Annotated in this window: 15 protein-coding genes and 2 pseudogenes; 9 read left to right on the forward strand and 8 right to left on the reverse strand. The window is 58.9% G+C overall.

Annotated elements, in window-relative coordinates; translation table 11 throughout:
- Positions 1–18 precede the first annotated feature (18 nt).
- From ispC to rpsB, 7 genes and pseudogenes are all read right to left on the reverse strand, one after another.
- Complete coding sequence (gene ispC / locus F0169_RS14700; protein WP_172979444.1) at positions 19–1209, reverse strand: 1-deoxy-D-xylulose-5-phosphate reductoisomerase; 1191 nt, start codon at positions 1207–1209, stop codon at positions 19–21.
- A pseudogene (locus tag F0169_RS14705) lies at positions 1206–2016 on the reverse strand (phosphatidate cytidylyltransferase). Before F0169_RS14705 ends, ispC begins: the two are co-directional and overlap by 4 nt.
- Positions 2017–2772: a polyprenyl diphosphate synthase gene (gene uppS, locus F0169_RS14710; RefSeq protein ID WP_058412421.1), complete on the reverse strand. Its 756-nt coding sequence runs from the start codon at positions 2770–2772 to the stop codon at positions 2017–2019. It abuts the pseudogene before it with no gap.
- Between the two features lie 17 nt (positions 2773–2789).
- Positions 2790–3347: a ribosome recycling factor gene (gene frr / locus F0169_RS14715; protein ID WP_058412422.1), complete on the reverse strand. Its 558-nt coding sequence runs from the start codon at positions 3345–3347 to the stop codon at positions 2790–2792.
- Positions 3344–4087 (reverse strand): UMP kinase, encoded by a 744-nt coding sequence (gene pyrH, locus F0169_RS14720; protein WP_003172271.1) that lies wholly within the window; start codon positions 4085–4087, stop codon positions 3344–3346. Before pyrH ends, frr begins: the two co-directional genes overlap by 4 nt.
- A gap of 209 nt (positions 4088–4296) precedes the next feature.
- On the reverse strand, positions 4297–5160 hold the full coding sequence (tsf, locus tag F0169_RS14725) for a translation elongation factor Ts (RefSeq protein ID WP_058412423.1): 864 nt from the start codon (positions 5158–5160) through the stop codon (positions 4297–4299).
- A gap of 202 nt (positions 5161–5362) precedes the next feature.
- The gene (rpsB, locus tag F0169_RS14730) at positions 5363–6100 is read right to left on the reverse strand and encodes a 30S ribosomal protein S2 (protein WP_058412424.1); all 738 of its coding nucleotides are present in this window, start codon (positions 6098–6100) and stop codon (positions 5363–5365) included.
- A gap of 450 nt (positions 6101–6550) precedes the next feature.
- Between rpsB and map the strand changes: the two genes are divergently transcribed.
- The 5 genes and pseudogenes from map to F0169_RS14755 all read left to right on the forward strand — a co-directional run bounded on the left by map (position 6551) and on the right by F0169_RS14755 (position 13181).
- Complete coding sequence (gene map, locus F0169_RS14735; protein WP_058412425.1) at positions 6551–7333, forward strand: type I methionyl aminopeptidase; 783 nt, start codon at positions 6551–6553, stop codon at positions 7331–7333.
- 64 nt (positions 7334–7397) lie between these two features.
- Positions 7398–10099 (forward strand): annotated as a pseudogene (locus F0169_RS14740) ([protein-PII] uridylyltransferase).
- A gap of 94 nt (positions 10100–10193) precedes the next feature.
- A complete protein-coding gene (dapC, locus tag F0169_RS14745) occupies positions 10194–11393 on the forward strand; it encodes a succinyldiaminopimelate transaminase (protein WP_152746921.1) in 1200 nt (399 codons plus the stop codon).
- A gap of 165 nt (positions 11394–11558) precedes the next feature.
- Entirely contained in the window at positions 11559–12272 is a 714-nt protein-coding gene (locus F0169_RS14750; RefSeq protein WP_172979445.1) for a M12 family metallopeptidase, read from the forward strand.
- 177 nt (positions 12273–12449) lie between these two features.
- A complete protein-coding gene (locus F0169_RS14755; protein WP_152746923.1) occupies positions 12450–13181 on the forward strand; it encodes a M12 family metallopeptidase in 732 nt (243 codons plus the stop codon).
- Positions 13182–13193: 12 nt separating this feature from the next.
- On the opposite strand, the gene F0169_RS14760 is transcribed toward F0169_RS14755, so the two are convergent.
- Positions 13194–14837: a Na+/H+ antiporter gene (locus F0169_RS14760; RefSeq protein WP_152746924.1), complete on the reverse strand. Its 1644-nt coding sequence runs from the start codon at positions 14835–14837 to the stop codon at positions 13194–13196.
- 202 nt (positions 14838–15039) lie between these two features.
- On the opposite strand from F0169_RS14760, the gene F0169_RS14765 reads away from it, so the two are divergent.
- The 4 genes from F0169_RS14765 (at position 15040) to F0169_RS14780 (ending at position 18153) form a co-directional block, all read left to right on the forward strand.
- Positions 15040–15402, forward strand: coding sequence for an ArsC family reductase (locus F0169_RS14765; RefSeq protein WP_058412431.1), 363 nt, complete (start codon positions 15040–15042; stop codon positions 15400–15402).
- A gap of 32 nt (positions 15403–15434) precedes the next feature.
- Positions 15435–16469: a 2,3,4,5-tetrahydropyridine-2,6-dicarboxylate N-succinyltransferase gene (gene dapD, locus F0169_RS14770; protein WP_058412432.1), complete on the forward strand. Its 1035-nt coding sequence runs from the start codon at positions 15435–15437 to the stop codon at positions 16467–16469.
- 68 nt (positions 16470–16537) lie between these two features.
- Entirely contained in the window at positions 16538–17743 is a 1206-nt protein-coding gene (locus tag F0169_RS14775; RefSeq protein ID WP_152746925.1) for an aminotransferase class V-fold PLP-dependent enzyme, read from the forward strand.
- Positions 17740–18153 (forward strand): SufE family protein, encoded by a 414-nt coding sequence (locus F0169_RS14780; protein ID WP_122250998.1) that lies wholly within the window; start codon positions 17740–17742, stop codon positions 18151–18153. Before F0169_RS14775 ends, F0169_RS14780 begins: the two co-directional genes overlap by 4 nt.
- Positions 18154–18198 lie beyond the last annotated feature (45 nt).

Here is an 18198-nt window from a genome sequence, read left to right on the forward strand (position 1 = left end):
CTCAAACCTGCCCCAAGACTAACGCGCGTTGCGGTTCAACCATTGCTCGGCCAGCGCCCGGGCTTTTGTATCAGCTTCGAACACTGCGCCCAAATCATTTACTGGCACGACCGGCTCAAGGCTCAAAACGTCCTCAATGATACTCGCGATCTGCGGAAAGCGGATTCGCCGTTCGAGAAACGCCGCCACCGCGACTTCGTTGGCCGCATTGAGCATCGCCGGCGCACTGTTGCCCGCCTGCGCAGCATGCCGCGCCAGGCGCAAACACGGAAAGCGCTGTTCGTCCGGTGCTTCGAAGTCCAACCGTGCAATCGCGAACAGGTCCAGGGGCGCCACACCGGAATCAATCCGCTGCGGCCACGCCAGGGCGTTGGCGATTGGCGTGCGCATATCGGGGTTACCCAATTGCGCCAATACCGAACCGTCCACGTAGTCGACCAGGGAATGAATCACACTTTGTGGATGGATAACCACCTCGACCTGACCTGGCCGGGCGTCGAACAGCCAACACGCCTCGATCAGTTCCAGGCCCTTGTTCATCATGCTCGCCGAATCCACCGAAATTTTGCGCCCCATGGACCAGTTCGGGTGCGCACAGGCCTGATCGGGAGACACGTGCTCCAGCTCGGCCAGTGGAGTTTGACGGAACGGCCCGCCGGATGCCGTAAGAAGAATCCGCCGCACACCGACTTGGCTCAGACCACGCGCAAAATCACCGGGCATGCATTGGAAAATCGCGTTGTGCTCGCTGTCCAGCGGCAGCAGCACGGCGCCGCTGTTGCGTACCGCCTGCATAAAGAGTGTGCCGGACATCACCAGCGCTTCTTTGTTGGCCAGCAAAATCTTCTTGCCGGCATCAACCGCCGCCAGCGTAGGACGCAAACCTGCAGCCCCCACAATGGCTGCGACCACGGTATCGACCTCGGCATCGGCCGACACCTGGCACAAGCCCTCCTCGCCCACTAACACCTGCGTAGCAAGGCCGGCAGCCCGCAGCTCTGCCTGTAAACCACGCGCCGCAGCCGCCTCAGGTACCACAGCAAAGCGTGGCGTGTGGCGCGCACACAGCGCGAGCAGTTCAGGTAAACGCGTAAAGCCGGTCAGGGCAAACACTTGATAGCGGTCCGGGTGGCGAGCGATCACATCCAGGGTGCTCAGCCCTACCGAGCCGGTCGCACCCAATACCGTCACCTGTTGCAAACGGCTCACGAAGCGGTCATCCACAGCAGCACGGCAAAGATCGGAATCGCGGCGGTGAGGCTGTCGATTCGGTCGAGCACGCCGCCATGACCCGGCAGCAGGTTGCTGCTGTCCTTGACCCCGGCCTGGCGCTTGAACATGCTTTCAGTGAGGTCGCCCACCACCGAGATAAATACAACAATGGCGGTGCCCAACAAGGCCAGGAGGATTTCCTTCAGCGCCCAGTCGCGCACCACACCCACCACCAGCGTGATCAGCAAGGTCAATGCCAGGCCGCCGTAAACGCCTTCCCAGCTCTTGCCGGGGCTGACGGCCGGCGCCAGTTTGCGCTTGCCGAAGGCTCGACCCGAGAAGTAAGCGCCAATATCAGCGCCCCACACCAGCACCATCACCGCCATGATCAGCCAATTGCCCATCGGCGAATTTTTGATCTCGACCAGCCCTTGCCAGGCCGGCAGCAGAATCAACAAGCCAATCACCAGCTTGCTGGCCACACTCGACCAATGGCCACTGGTGCGCGGATAGGTGAGTACCAGGAAGGTCGCCAGCGCCCACCACAGCACAGCCGCGCCCAACACCCAAGGCACCACAATGCTCGACAGGGTATGCATCAGGAACAGCAACAGCGCCACGACAGCGGCGTACACCACACGCGGTAATTGAGCGCTGAAACCCGCCAGGCGCGCCCATTCCCAAGCCCCCCAGGGTCACGACCAGGCCGATAAACAGCGCAAAGCTGGAACCGTTGAGCAGGAAGAAACCACACAAGGCAATCGGTAGCAGGATAAGTGCTGTGATGATTCGTTGTTTAAGCATTTAAACCCGGGCTCCAGCTTCTATCTGCTCGCTCGTTTTACCGAAGCGACGCTGACGGGAAGCGAAATCGGCCAGCGCATTACGCATGGCATCGTGTTTGAAGTCCGGCCAGAACAGGTCGGAGAAGTACAGCTCGGTGTAAGCCAACTGCCACAGCAGGAAGTTGCTGATGCGGTGCTCGCCACCGGTACGGATGCACAAGTCCGGCAACGGCAAGTCGCCCGTCACCAGGCAGGTTTGCAGCAGGTCGGGCGTAATGTCGTCCGGCCGTAGATGACCGGCCTGCACTTCGCGGGCAAGCCGCTGCGCAGCCTGGGCGATGTCCCACTGGCCACCGTAGTTGGCTGCAATTTGCAGCACAAAACGATTGGCACCCGCGGTGATCGCCTCAGCTTCGCGCATGGCCGCTTGCAGTTCCGGGTGGAACCGCGAGCGATCACCAATGATCCGCAGGCTGATATTGTTGTCGTTGAGGCGCTTGGCCTCACGACGCAGGGCCTTGAAGAACAGGTCCATCAGGGCACTGACTTCTTCGGCCGGGCGCTGCCAGTTCTCGCTGGAGAAGGCAAACAGCGTCAATACTTCGACCTTGGCCTCGGCACACACCTCAATCACGGCGCGCACCGCATCGACACCCGCTTTATGCCCGGCAACACCCGGCATAAAGCGTTTTTTCGCCCAGCGATTATTCCCATCCATGATGATCGCGACATGGCGCGGCACCACGGAAGGTACAGTCTGCTTGGTCTTTTCCATGAAGGCGTCCTGACCCCTTATACGGCCATCAGGTCCTTTTCTTTTTCTTCCGTGGCCTTGGTGATCTGGGCCTCGGCATCTTTGGTCAGCTTGTCGATGTCAGCGACGGCGCGACGCTCTTCGTCTTCGCTGATTTCTTTGTCCTTGACCAATTTTTTCAAGTCACCCAACGCATCACGACGGATGTTACGCACGGCAACGCGCGCATCTTCCGCTGCGCTGCGCGCCTGCTTGGTGAAGCCCTTGCGGGTTTCTTCAGTCAGGGCCGGCATCGAGATCAACAGCAACTCGCCGAGGTTGGTCGGGTTAAGGTTCAGGCCGGCGCTCTGGATTGCCTTGTCGACGGCGCCGAGCATGTTGCGCTCGAAGGCCACGACTTGCAGGGTGCGCGAGTCTTTCACGGTGATGTTGGCGACTTGGGTGATGGAAGTGTCTGTGCCGTAGTACGGCACCATCACGCTACCCAAAATGCTCGGGTGGGCCTTGCCGGTACGGATCTGCCCAAAAGCGTGGTTCAGAGAATCCAGCGATTTGTGCATGCGCTCTTGAGCGTCTTTCTTGATTTCGTTGATCATTGTTGGCCTTCCTCGATCAGAGTCCCTTCCGCGCCGCCGTGTACGATGTTCAGCAGGGCGCCGGGCTTGTTCATGTTAAATACGCGCAGTGGCATCTTGTGGTCGCGGCACAGGCAAATAGCCGTCAGGTCCATCACGCCCAGCTTGCGATCCAGTACTTCATCGTAAGTCAGATGATCGAACTTCTCGGCATGCGGGTCTTTGAATGGGTCTGCGGTGTAAACGCCATCCACCTTGGTGGCCTTGAGCACTACGTCGGCATCAATTTCGATGGCGCGCAGGCACGCAGCCGAGTCCGTGGTGAAGAACGGGTTACCGGTACCCGCAGCGAAGATCACCACTTCCTTGGCGTTCAAGTGGCGCATGGCCTTGCGGCGATCATAGTGATCGGTCACGCCGACCATGGAAATAGCCGACATCACGATTGCCGAGATGTTGGCACGCTCCAGGGCGTCACGCATGGCCAAGGCGTTCATCACAGTGGCCAGCATGCCCATGTGATCACCGGTGACCCGATCCATACCGGCCGCACTGAGTGCCGCACCACGGAACAGGTTGCCACCACCGATCACCAGGCCGACCTGGACGCCGATACCGACCAATTGGCCGACTTCCAGCGCCATGCGGTCGAGCACCTTGGGATCAATCCCGAACTCTTCCGAGCCCATCAGGGCCTCGCCGCTAAGCTTGAGTAGAATGCGTTTATAGCGAGCTTGATAACCACTGCCCTGCTGAGCCATTGCGAATCTCTCCTGCGGCGTATTTTTAAAAATTCTTGGCGAGCCGTTTACGGCTTGCGTTCACTCTAGCTGGACGCTGTCACAGCGCCATCGGAACACGGCTTTGTAAGCCAGTTCCGATAGGAATCCAAATAAAATCGGCCTTCCCATTTGAAAAGAGGCTGCGCGCGTGAGCGGGCAGCCTCTTTCGGCGACAGTTAAAAACTGTCTTATTGCTTGGCGGCAGCCAGCTGGGCAGCAACTTCTTCAGCGAAGTTGTCGACCGGCTTCTCGATGCCGTCGCCTACTTTGTAGTAGGTGAAGGAAACGATTTCTGCACCGGCTTTTTTGGCCAGTTCGCCCACTTTGATCTCAGGGTTCTTGACGAACGCCTGCTCAACCAGGCTCGCTTCAGCCAGGAACTTGCTGATACGGCCTTTGATCATGTTTTCAACGATGTTTTCTGGCTTGCCGGCGATCTTGTCAGCGTTGAGGCTCAGGAACACGGCTTTTTCGCGTTCGATTGCGTCAGCGGACACTTCCGATGGCAGCAGGAATTCAGGGTTGCTGGCCGCTACGTGCATAGCGATGTCTTTGGCCAGTTCAACGTCGCCGCCTTTAAGGGCAACTACAACGCCGATCTTGTTACCGTGCAGGTAACCGCCAACCACATCACCTTCGATGCGAGCCAGACGACGGATGTTGACGTTTTCGCCAACCTTGCCGACCAGTACCAGGCGATCAGCTTCTTGCGCTTCGATCAACGGCTCAACAGTTGTCAGCTTGTCGTCGAATGCTTTTTTGACGCTGGCAGCAACGAATGCCTTGAAGTCGTCCTGCAGAGCCAGGAAGTCGGTCTGCGAGTTCACTTCCAGCAGAACGGCGGCTTTACCGTCTTCAACCAGAGCGATAGCGCCTTCAGCCGCTACGTTGCCTGCTTTCTTGGCAGCTTTGATGGCGCCGGAAGCACGCATGTCATCAATAGCTTTTTCGATGTCGCCGCCAGCCTTGGTCAAGGCCTTTTTGCAATCCATCATGCCTTCGCCAGTACGCTCACGCAGTTCTTTAACCAACGCTGCAGTAATCTCTGCCATTTCAAAATCCTCTTGGATAGGTTTTCAACCATTCCACCCGATCAAACGGGCGATCAATTCTTCCCGAATCTCCGTTGTAGGCCGCTGCACATGACAGAGCAATGATGCACCGCCACACGTGGGCGCCAACAAACGGTTTTCGAGGTGGCAAAAAGGGGGCCAAGCCCCCTTTTTGCTTACTGAGTCAACGCCAGGGCGTCAGTTACTCAGCGGCAGCTACCGGAGCTTCCTCAACGAACTGCTCGGTACCACCAGCAACGTGGTTGCGACCACGGATTACAGCGTCAGCCATCGAACCCATGTACAACTGGATAGCGCGGATTGCGTCATCGTTGCCTGGGATGATGTAGTCAACGCCTTCCGGGCTGCTGTTGGTATCGACTACGCCGATAACCGGGATGCCCAGTTTGTTGGCTTCGGTGATCGCGATGCGCTCGTGATCAACGTCGATAACGAACAGTGCGTCAGGCAGACCGCCCATGTCCTTGATACCACCCAGGGAACGATCGAGCTTTTCCAGATCGCGAGTGCGCATCAGCGCCTCTTTCTTGGTCAGCTTGGCGAACGTACCGTCTTCGGCCTGGATTTCAAGGTCACGCAGACGCTTGATGGAAGCACGGATGGTTTTGAAGTTGGTCAGCATGCCGCCCAACCAGCGGTGATCGACGTACGGCGAACCGCAACGTGCTGCTTCTTCAGCAACGATCTTGCCAGCGGAACGCTTGGTGCCAACGAACAGAATCTTGTTTTTGCCCTGGGCCAGACGCTCTACGAAAGTCAAAGCTTCGTTGAACATTGGCAGGGTTTTTTCAAGGTTGATAATGTGGATCTTGTTACGCGCGCCGAAAATGTATTTACCCATTTTCGGGTTCCAGTAACGGGTCTGGTGACCGAAGTGCACACCGGCCTTCAGCATATCGCGCATGTTGACTTGGGACATGATAGTTCCTTAATAAGTCGGGTTTGGCCTCCACGTATCCCAATGACCAACCAGCGGCTTCAAGGCCTCCGGCACCCAGGTCATCGTGTCGACACGTGTGTGGATTTAAGCTTCGCGGGGTATCCCCGGAAAGCGGCGCATTTTATACCATATGAAGGACAAAAACGAAACCCGAATTCACAGTTGCCGTGTGACGCTTTTGCGTAACCCTTTGAATAGCCCCAACAAGCCCCATTTTATAGGCTCCAGGCCTATGTGGAAGCAGGCTTGCTCGCGATACAGGCAGCTCGATACTGATGCCTATAGAAAGAAGCGATCACCAGGCGCTCATAATTTGCCACCCACGTCTGGTAGAATCACGTTTTTTGGGGCTTGTGCGAATTCTGTAACCTTTTGTCGCACGCCCGTAAACCGTATTGATTTCAGCGCGTCGCGCTAGAGAGAGCCTGTATGACCGTTACCTTGAAAACCGCCGAAGACATCGCCGGCATGCGCGTTGCCGGCAAACTGGCTGCCGACGTGCTGGAAATGATCGCCGAACACGTCAAGCCAGGCGTCACCACCGAAACCCTGGACCGCCTGTGCCACGACTATATAGTTGACGTGCAAAAAGCCATCCCTGCTCCGCTGAACTACAAAGGCTTCCCCAAGTCGATCTGCACCTCGATCAACCACGTGGTGTGCCACGGCATCCCGGGCGACAAGCCGCTCAAAGATGGCGACACCCTGAATATCGACGTCACCGTGATCAAAGACGGCTACCACGGCGACACCAGCCGCATGTTCCACGTCGGCACCGTGCCGGTCTGGGCCGAGCGCCTGTCGCAGATCACCCAGGAATGCATGTACAAGGCCATCGAAATCGTCAAACCCGGCTGCCGCCTGGGCGACATTGGTGAAGTGATCCAGAAGCACGCTGAAAAGAACGGCTTCTCGGTGGTGCGCGAGTTCTGCGGCCATGGCATCGGCAAGGTGTTCCACGAAGAACCGCAGATCCTGCACTACGGCCGCGCCGGCACCGGCATGGAACTGAAAGCCGGCATGACCTTCACCATCGAGCCGATGATCAACCAGGGCAAAGCCGACACCAAAGTGCTGGGCGACGGCTGGACCGCCATCACCAAAGACCGCAAGCTGTCGGCGCAGTGGGAACATACCCTGCTGGTGACCGACACCGGTTACGAAATTTTCACCCTGCGCGCCGACGACACAATCCCGCGTATTTCGGCGTAAGGCTGGCCCTGGTTTTCCCACTCCGTGTTGTGACTGACTGATAGATAGAAAGGAAAGCCGATCGATGCCCCAGGTGGATCCCGAACTCTTCGACCGCGGCCAGTTCCAGGCCGAACTGGCACTGAAGGCAAGCCCCATCGCAGCCTTCAAGAAGGCTATCCGTCAGGCGCGCGAGGTGCTTGATGAGCGCTTTCGCAAGGGCCGGGACATTCGTCGGCTGATCGAGGACCGCGCCTGGTTCGTCGACAATATCCTGCAAAAAGCCTGGGAACAGTTCAGTTGGAGCGAAGACGCCGACATCGCCCTGGTGGCGGTCGGCGGCTACGGGCGTGGCGAGCTGCACCCTTACTCCGACATCGACCTGCTGATTCTGCTCGACAGCGCCGATCATGAGATTTTTCGCGATTCCATCGAGCGGTTTCTGACGCTGCTGTGGGACATCGGCCTGGAAGTCGGCCAGAGCGTGCGCTCGGTAGAAGAATGCGCCGAAGAGGCCCGCGCCGACCTGACCATCATCACCAACCTGATGGAAAGCCGCACCATCGCCGGCCCCGAACGCCTGCGCCAGCGCATGCTCGAAGTCACCAGTACTGCGCATATGTGGCCAAGCAAGGATTTCTTCCTGGCCAAGCGCGCCGAGCAAAAAGCCCGGCACCACAAGTACAACGACACCGAGTACAACCTGGAGCCCAACGTCAAAGGCTCGCCGGGCGGGCTGCGCGACATCCAGACGATCCTGTGGGTGGCCCGTCGCCAATACGGCACGCTGAACCTGCGCGCCCTGGCAGGCGAAGGTTTTCTGGTGGAAAGCGAGAACGCGTTGCTGGCCTCGTCCCAAGAGTTTTTGTGGAAGGTGCGCTACGCCCTGCACATGCTCGCCGGGCGCTCCGAAGACCGCCTGCTGTTCGACCATCAGCGCTCTATCGCGACCCTGCTGGGCTATGAAAGCGAAGATGCCAAAACCAGCATCGAAAGCTTCATGCAGCAGTATTACCGGGTGGTCATGAGCATCGCCCAGCTCAGTGACTTGATCATTCAGCACTTCGAAGAAGTGATATTGGCCCCCGAAGACGAGGCGCCACCGCAACCGATCAACTCGCGCTTCCAGTTGCACGACGGCTATATCGAGGCGCGCAACGACAACGTGTTCCAGCGCACCCCGTTCGCGATGCTGGAAATCTTCGTGCTGATGGCCCAACAGCCGGAAATCAAAGGCGTGCGCGCCGACACCATCCGCCTGCTGCGCGAAAACCGGCACCTGATCGACGACGACTTCCGCAACGACATTCGCAATACCAGCCTGTTTATCGAGCTGTTCAAGTGCCGCATCGGCATCCACCGCAACCTGCGCCGGATGAACCGCTACGGCATTCTGGGGCGCTACCTGCCGGAGTTCGGCTTTATCGTCGGGCAAATGCAGCACGACCTGTTCCACATCTATACCGTGGACGCGCACACCCTGAACCTGATCAAACACCTGCGCAAGTTGCAGTACACCCAGGTCTCAGAGAAATTCCCGCTGGCCAGCAAGCTCATGGCGCGGCTGCCCAAGCCCGAGCTGATTTACCTGGCCGGCCTGTACCACGACATTGGCAAGGGCCGTCACGGCGACCATTCGGAAGTCGGCGCGGTAGACGCAGAGGCCTTCTGCCAGCGCCATCAACTGCCCGCGTGGGACAGCCGCCTGATCGTCTGGCTGGTGCAGAACCACTTGGTGATGTCGACCACCGCCCAGCGCAAGGACTTGTCCGACCCACAGGTGATCCACGATTTTGCGCAAATCGTCGGCGACGAAACGCACCTCGACTACCTGTACGTGCTGACGGTATCGGACATCAACGCCACCAACCCGACCCTGTGGAACTCGTGGCGCGCCAGCCTGTTGCGCCAGCTCTACACCGAGACCAAGCGCGCCTTGCGCCGTGGCCTGGAAAACCCGGTGGACCGCGAAGAGCAGATCCGCCGCACCCAAAGCGCCGCCCTGGACATACTGGTGCGCGGTGGCAACGACCCGGACGACGTCGAGCAGTTGTGGTCGCAACTGGGCGATGATTACTTTCTGCGCCACACCGCGGGCGACGTGGCCTGGCACAGTGACGCGATTCTGCAGCAGCCGGCTGATGGCGGCCCGTTGGTGCTGATCAAGGAAACCACCCAACGTGAATTCGAGGGCGGCACGCAGATTTTCATCTACGCACCGGACCAGCACGACTTCTTCGCGGTGACCGTGGCCGCCATGGACCAGCTCAACCTGAACATCCATGACGCCCGGGTTATCACCTCGAGCAGCCAGTTCACCCTCGACACCTATATTGTGCTCGACACCGACGGCGACTCGATTGGCGACAACCCCGCGCGGGTTAAAAAAATTCGCGAAGGCCTCACCGAAGCCCTGCGCAACCCCGACGACTACCCGACCATTATCCAGCGCCGGGTGCCGCGCCAACTCAAGCACTTTGCGTTTGCGCCCCAAGTGACCATTCCAACGACGCCCAGCGCCCGGTCACGGTGCTCGAACTCAGCGCGCCGGACCGCCCAGGCTTGCTGGCGCGCATTGGCGGGATTTTCCTGGAGTTCGACCTGTCGTTGCAGAATGCCAAGATTGCAACCCTCGGCGAGCGCGTGGAAGACGTGTTCTTTATCACCGATGCCGACAACCAACCACTGTCCGACCCAGAGCTGTGCCGACGTTTGCAGGCAGCAATCGTCCAGCAATTGAGCGTGACCCAGGAGCCTGGCGTCGAGCTGACACGCCTGACGATTTGAATTTTAACGTTGTGAACGCGATTCCTGTGGCAGCAATGCCATCGCAGGCAAGCCAGCTCCCACAGGGTCAGCGTTCATCCTGACAGAGAACATCATGAACAACGCTCTGAACCAGTTGCAGCCCTACCCGTTCGAAAAATTGCGCGCCCTGCTGGGCAGCGTCACGCCGAACCCGGACAAACGCCCGATTGCGTTGTCGATTGGCGAGCCCAAGCATAAATCCCCCGCATTTGTTGCCCAGGCGTTGGCTGATAACCTCGACCAGATGGCGGTTTACCCCTCCACGCTGGGTATCCCGGCCTTGCGTGAGGCGATTGGCGCCTGGTGCGAGCGCCGCTTCAATGTGCCCAAGGGCTGGCTGGACCCGGCGCGCAACATCCTGCCGGTCAACGGCACGCGCGAAGCGCTGTTTGCCTTTACCCAGACCGTGGTCAACCGCAGCGACGACGCATTGGTGGTGAGCCCGAACCCGTTCTACCAGATCTACGAAGGCGCCGCCTTCCTTGCAGGTGCCACGCCGCATTACCTGCCGTGCCTGGATGAAAACGGCTTTAACCCGGACTTTGACGCCGTGTCTGCGGACGTCTGGAAACGCTGCCAGATCCTGTTTCTGTGCTCGCCAGGCAACCCTACCGGCGCACTGATCCCCGTCGACACACTGAAAAAACTCATCGCCCTGGCGGACGAATACGACTTCGTCATCGCCGCCGACGAGTGCTACAGCGAGCTGTACTTCGACGAGCAAACGCCGCCGCCGGGCCTGCTGAGCGCCTGCGTCGAACTGGGCCGCACTGACTTCAAGCGTTGCGTGGTGTTCCACAGCTTGTCCAAGCGCTCCAACCTGCCAGGCCTGCGTTCGGGCTTTGTGGCCGGCGACGCGGCTATCCTCAAAGCGTTCTTGTTGTACCGCACCTACCACGGCTGCGCGATGCCGGTGCAAACCCAACTGGCCAGCGTCGCCGCCTGGCAAGACGAAGCCCATGTGCTGGCCAACCGTGACCTGTACCGCGAAAAATTCGACGCGGTGCTGGCGATTCTGAAGCCGGTGCTGGACGTGCAAAGCCCGGACGGCGGGTTTTACCTGTGGCCGAATGTGAATGGCGATGATGCTGCGTTTTGCCGGGACTTGTTCGTAGAGGAACACGTAACCGTGGTGCCGGGCTCGTACCTGTCACGCGAAGTCGACGGCGTTAACCCTGGCGCCGGTCGCGTGCGCATGGCGCTGGTCGCGCCGCTGGCTGAATGCGTGGAAGCGGCCGAGCGGATTCGCGCGTTTATCCAGCGCAAGCAGTAACTGCTTCCATACCCGCACCGTGCAACGCGGTGCAGGTTAGACAGGCGCCGTTAACGGCGCCTTATAATCGCTGTTAATGGAACTGAATATTTAGAACACACCACGCAAGGTGTGCAAGGCCGTTATTGCTTAACTAACTTCACTTACGCCTCCACAGGAATAATGATGACTGTTAACGCCACGTTTGACTTGTATACCAACCCTGCACTCACCCTCCTTCAAACAGCGCCAACCGAAGCAATCAGACATGCCCGTGGCATCGCCACTACCGCGTATCTATGGCCACAAAACTCAACCATTACCATCTCCATGTTCGACATGCCTGACGGCGCAAAAAACTACATTAAAAAAAATATAAACCTTTGGCAGCCTTACACCAATTTGAAATTTGATTTCATCAACAGCAATGATGGGGATATCAGGATATCCGGAAAAAAAGAGGGTGGCGGGAGTTGGTCAACCATAGGCACGGAGGCAAAAACACTTCCAATCGACGCCCCCACCATGCACATTGACCTCGTTCAAACGGCTGATTTATTGAACCAGACAATACGGCATGAGTTCGGTCACGCACTGGGCCTTGAGCATGAACACCAACACCCGGAGAACACTATAAAGTGGGACACGGAAAAGCTGTATAAGGCCGCTGCACTGGATAATATTTCAGACGCGGACACCTATGAAAATTTTTTAAAACCACACGACCCAACAACCACAACCCAATCAGCTTATGACGCCGCTTCAATTATGCACTACAAAGTTCTGCCTTCGGTAACAACCGATGGGAGTCAAGTCGGTTTCAACGAGGAGCTATCAGAAGGCGATAAAAAATTCATGGCATTTCTTTATCCTCCCACCTCTGTATCACCACTACCCTGATGCTTATTGCACGGCTGCCAGGTCAGTAGCCCTGCCTTACTCCCCCCCATCACGCAGTGCAGTGCACGTGTCGACCCCTCATTCATCACGGGAGCGTAACCACAAACAATAAGCCAGGAATCTCTCCAGGCTCAGGTCGAATAAACATGTGTATATCCAACCCGTTGAGTGCCACTGATGATCAATAACTTGCCACCGCTGCCTGTTTATACTCGCCACTGCGAGCCGTCCATTGAACCTGACAGTTTAGACACCCACACCCAAAGCCTTTCCAGGAGAAGGCGCAATATCGGTGAACCGGGCAAATATTGGCCGCAACACAGTACGCTCAAGATCGCTCTGTATGATTACGAAATCGACGATGAATACGTGAAGGCAGTCATAAAAGCCGCCAGCCACTGGTTGCCGCATATCAATCTGAAGTTTGAATTCGTGAGCGGCGACGAAGGTGATGTGCGCATCTCGCGCAATCTTGCGGGCGACGCCGGCGGCTCATCGAAATCAGGGACTGACGCCAAAGAACAACCCTGGTACCCCAGTATGTACCTGCCCGGGAACCATGCGGACCCGAGGTTTGAATACGTGGTGATGCATGAGTTCGGGCACATGCTGGGTGCCCATCATGCCCACCAACATCCCGAAGCCGATATCCCTTGGGACATCAAAAAAATAGCTGCAAGCTACAAGGTCAGGGGCTACTTGAACGAGCAGGATATGGAAAAAAACCTGCTGCCGCTGCCTCGCAGCAGCACCTACGATTTTCTGCCTTACGACCCCGACTCGGTCATGCACTACGAGGTCGAACCGAGCCTGACTGATGGCAATTGGGGCCAGAGTGAGTCTTGGGAGATCAGCGACGGGGACATTGCCTGGGCACACATGGCTTATCCAAAACCGGAACAGCCTTAGGCCAGCAGTGAACTACTTGTGCAAACCAAGGTTCGCCTCACTCATATCCAGGTCCGCCAACACCTCGCGCAACACGTCATCACCAATCTGGTGATGGCGGCTCAAGCTGTACAACTCCAACCGCTGCGCGCGCAAGGCCCTGAGGCGCAGCCTGCGCTCAAGCTGGTCCATCTGCTGCGCCAGCGCCTGGGCTTCGGCCGAGTCGTTGAACACGTCTAACTGGTGGCGATATTCCGACATCAAACGCGCCTTCAGCTCGGTCGCCAACGCGGCCTGAGCGGCGTCCTGGCTTTCGGTTTCTGTCGGTTCCTGAGCTTCCAGGGCATGAATGGCGGCCACCGCGGTTTTTTTCCACGCCTCGCGCACTTCATTGTGACGCTGCTCATCCGGGCTTTTTTCGATACCGCGCAACAGCAAGGGCAAGGCGATGCAGGCGGAAATCAACGACAGCAAGATCACACCGGCAGCAATAAAGATCAGCAGGTCGCGCTCCGGGAAATCCTGCCCCGGCGCCAACAGCAAAGGCACCGACATCACACCCGCCAGCGTCACTGCACCGCGCACGCCGCCGACGGTCAACAGCCAGCAGGAACGGGCCGTCGGCACCATGGTCAACTCGCTTTTGCCACGAAGGCGGCGCAGCAAACCCGACAGCCGCCAGATGCTTTGCACCCAGATAAAACGCAGCACGACCAGCACCATAAAAATCGCAATCACTTCCAGGCAGCGATACAACAGGGTTGGCCACAGCGTCGGCTCATGGCTCACCACCGCCTTGATGATGTCCGGCAACTGCAGGCCCAATAACAGGAAGATCAGGCCGTTGAACGCGAACTCCAACAGCGACCAGACACTGCGATTGAGCAAGCGCGTACTGGTTTGGCGTGGCAGCAAGTCGAGCCAGCTTTGCATCATGCCCGCCGCTACCGCCGACAAAATACCCGATGCGCCCAGGCGTTCAGCCAACACATACGCGGCGAACGGCAGCAGCAACATGAACACCACGTGGGTAGCCGGGTCGTCCCAGCCCCGCGCGATCATCCAGGCACGCAACCGGCCGACCAACCAGCTCAATGCCACGCCGACGGCCAGGCCACCCACCGCCACCAGCACAAAGGTCAGGCTGGCATCCGCCAGGGAAAACACGCCGGTCAGCGCCGCCGCCAGCGCGAACTTGAACGTCACCAGGCCCGAGGCATCATTCATCAAGGCTTCGCCCTGCAGCATGTGCATCAGCGGCTTGGGCAAACGATTTTGGGAAATAGCTGACACCGCCACGGCATCGGTCGGTGATAAAACAGCCGCCAGGGCGAAGGCAACCGGCAGTGGAATTGCAGGCAATAGCCAATGAATGAAATAACCGGCGCCGACCACCGTGAACAGCACCAACCCCACCGCCAACGTCAGGATAGGCCCGCGCAGGCGCCACAACTCGCGCTTGGGCATGCGCCAACCATCGGAGAACAACAGCGGCGGCAGGAACAGAAACAAGAACAGCTCCGGGTCCAGGGCCACATGCAGGCCCAACGTCGGCCAGGCCAACAAGGCACCGGCGGCGATCTGCACCAAGGGTAACGGCAGAGGAATGACACGCCCCACAAGGCGCGAAACGCTGACCAGCATCAGCAAGATAAGAACGGTGTAGGCGGTTTGCATAACGCGGGTTTCCCGGACAATCGGCTTGCAACGACACCTATCTGGCAACAACTGGCCGTTGAAGTGCCATATTACCCGGCTATGTTACCCACCCAGGCGCTGCATGACCGTGACGAGCGGCACCCAAACGCGCTGGTCATGGCATAATCCGTGATCTTTAGTTTTTTTCGTACACAGCATCAGATCAGAGGGGGGCAATTCCTTGACCGCTTCAAGCAAAACGTTGCACCTTTTTGGCATCAAAGCCTGCGACACCATGAAAAAGGCCCGCACCTGGCTCGATGAGCACGCTGTGAGCTATGCGTTCCACGACTACAAAACGGCCGGTATCGACCGCGAACACTTGACCCAATGGTGCAACGAGCACGGTTGGCAGGTGGTTTTGAACCGTGCGGGCACCACCTTTCGCAAACTCGAAGACGAACGCAAAGCCGATCTCGATCAGTCGAAAGCCATTGAATTGATGCTCGCACAACCCTCGATGATCAAGCGCCCAGTGCTCGATCTCGGCGACAGAACCCTGATTGGCTTCAAGCCAGATAGTTATTCGGCAGCCCTTACGTAGGCCAGCCCTTCCATTTTTGTAGAGGTAACAGCATGTCCAACTCCCTGTTCAGCCTGGGCTTCGGCGTCGGCACTCAGAACCGCCAAGGTGCTTGGCTGGAAGTGTTTTACGCACAACCGTTGCTCAACCCGTCGGCTGAAATCATCAACGCCATCGCGCCGATCATTGGTTACACCGACGGCAACCAGGCCATTACATTTACTGTCACCCAGGCCTTGCAAATGGCCGACGCGCTTAAAGGCGTCGACAGTGCTCAAGCGGCTTTGCTCAGCCGCCTGGCTGAAAGCCACACCCCGCTGGTGGCCACACTGTTGGCTGAAGACGCGGCACTGACGTCCACGCCCGAGGCCTACCTCAAGTTGCACCTGCTGTCGCATCGCCTGGTCAAGCCGCACGGCCTGAGCCTGGCCGGTGTGTTCCCGCAGTTGCCGAACGTGGCGTGGACCAGCCAGGGCGCGATCGACATCAGCGAACTGGCTGAACGCCAACTCGAAGCGCGCCTGCGTGGCGAGCTGCTGGAAGTGTTCTCGGTGGACAAGTTCCCGAAAATGACCGACTACGTGGTTCCGGCCGGCGTGCGTATCGCTGATGCCGCGCGTATCCGCTTGGGCGCCTACGTGGGCGAAGGCACCACGGTAATGCACGAAGGTTTCGTCAACTTCAACGCCGGCACCGAAGGCCCGGGCATGATCGAAGGCCGCGTGTCGGCTGGCGTGTTCGTCGGCAAAGGCTCCGACCTGGGCGGCGGCTGCTCCACCATGGGCACGCTGTCGGGCGGCGGCAACATCGTGATCAAGGTGGGCGAAGGCTGCCTGATCGGCGCCAACGCCGGCATCGGTATCCCGTTGGGCGACCGCAATACCGTAGAGTCAGGCCTGTACGTGACTGCCGGGACCAAAGTTGCACTGCTCGACGAGCAAAACCAACTGGTTAAGGTGGTTAAAGCCCGCGAATTGGCCGGCCAACCCGACCTGCTGTTCCGCCGCAACTCCGAGACCGGTGCCGTGGAGTGCAAAACCCACAAATCGGCTATCGAACTGAACGAAGCGCTGCACGCTCACAACTAAGCAGCCACTCGATGCCACTAGCGAGCCGTGCCTTTGCGGTGCGGCTCGCCATACGAGTTATGAACACCATGCTTGTGCCTTCCCCCTGGCGCGCTGATTTTCCGGCCATCGCCACCCTGCAACGGCAAGACCAGACCTACCTGGACAACGCCGCCACCACGCAAAAACCTCAAGCCCTGCTGGATGCGATCAGCCATTACTACACCAATGGCGCAGCCAATGTGCACCGTGCCCAGCATTTGCCGGGCGCCCACGCTACCCAGGCCTTTGAAGACAGTCGCAACAAGGTCGCGCAGTGGTTGAACGCAGGTGACAGCGGGCAGATTGTTTTTACCCACGGCGCAACCTCTGCGCTGAACCTCCTGGCCTATGGCCTTGAGCACTTATTCAATGCCGGCGATGAAATTGTTATCAGCGCCCTCGAACACCACGCCAACCTGCTGCCCTGGCAGCAACTGGCCAAACGTCGCGCGCTCACGCTGGTGGTATTGCCGCTGGGCGAGGACGGCGTGATTGACCTTCATGCCGCCGCCGGGTTGATCGGCCCGCGCACGCGCTTGCTGGCGGTGAGCCAGTTATCCAACGTACTCGGCGCCTGGCAACCCTTGGAAGCCTTGCTGGCAATGGCCAAGGCCCACGGCGCACTGAGCGTGGTGGATGGCGCCCAAGGCATCGTCCATGGCCGCCATGATGTGCAGGCGCTGGGCTGCGATTTCTACGTATTCTCCAGCCACAAGCTCTATGGGCCGGACGGCGTCGGCGTGTTGTACGGGCGCAACGAAGCCCTGCATCACCTGCGCCACTGGCAGTTTGGCGGCGAGATGGTGCAACAGGCGGACTACCACAGCGCCAGTTTCCGCCCCGCGCCGCTGGGTTTTGAAGCGGGCACGCCGCCGATTGCCGGCGTGATCGGCTTGGGCGCCACACTGGATTACCTGAGTTCGCTGGATCAACAGGCCGTGGTCGCCCATGAAGCGGCCTTGCACGACTACCTGCTGCGCGGGCTGAAAGCACGCAACGGCGTGCGCGTGCTGGGTTCGCCGCACGTGGCGTTGGCCAGTTTTGTGGTGGACGGCGTGCACAATGCCGACCTCGCGCACGTGCTGACCGAGCAAGGTATTGCGGTGCGTGCCGGGCATCATTGTGCAATGCCGTTGCTCAAGGCGATGCACTTGTCGGGGGCGATTCGTGTGTCGCTGGCGCTGTACAACGATTCCGACGACCTGGAGCGTTTTTTTGAAGCGCTGGACCAGGCGCTGGAGCTGTTGCGATGAGCTTGCCGGTGGATGCAGTCAGCGCGCTGGAGGCTTTTCAAGCAGTCGGCAGTTGGGAGCAACGCGCACGGATGTTGATGCAATGGGGCGAGCGGCTGCCGGCCCTGGCCGATGAGGATAAGGTCGACGCCAACCTCGTACAGGGCTGCGAAAGCCTGGTGTGGTTGGTCGGCCGCCTGCAAGATGGCCATTGGCAATTTGCCGCGCGCAGCGACGCGCGGATGATTCGTGGTTTGGTGGCGTTGCTGCTGGCGCGGGTTAACGGCCTGTCGGCTGCCGATTTGCAGAGGGTTGACCTGCCCGACTGGTTCGATCAACTGGGGCTTTCCCGGCAGTTGTCAGTGTCGCGCAGTAATGGCTTGAATGCGGTATTGCAGCGCATGCGAGACCTGAGCCGTATACAGAACTGACGGGTGGGAGCGGGCTTGCTCGCGATGGCGGCGTGTCAGTTGAAA

Source organism: Pseudomonas kitaguniensis, assembly GCF_009296165.1.
Classification (GTDB): Bacteria; Pseudomonadota; Gammaproteobacteria; order Pseudomonadales; family Pseudomonadaceae; genus Aquipseudomonas; species Aquipseudomonas kitaguniensis.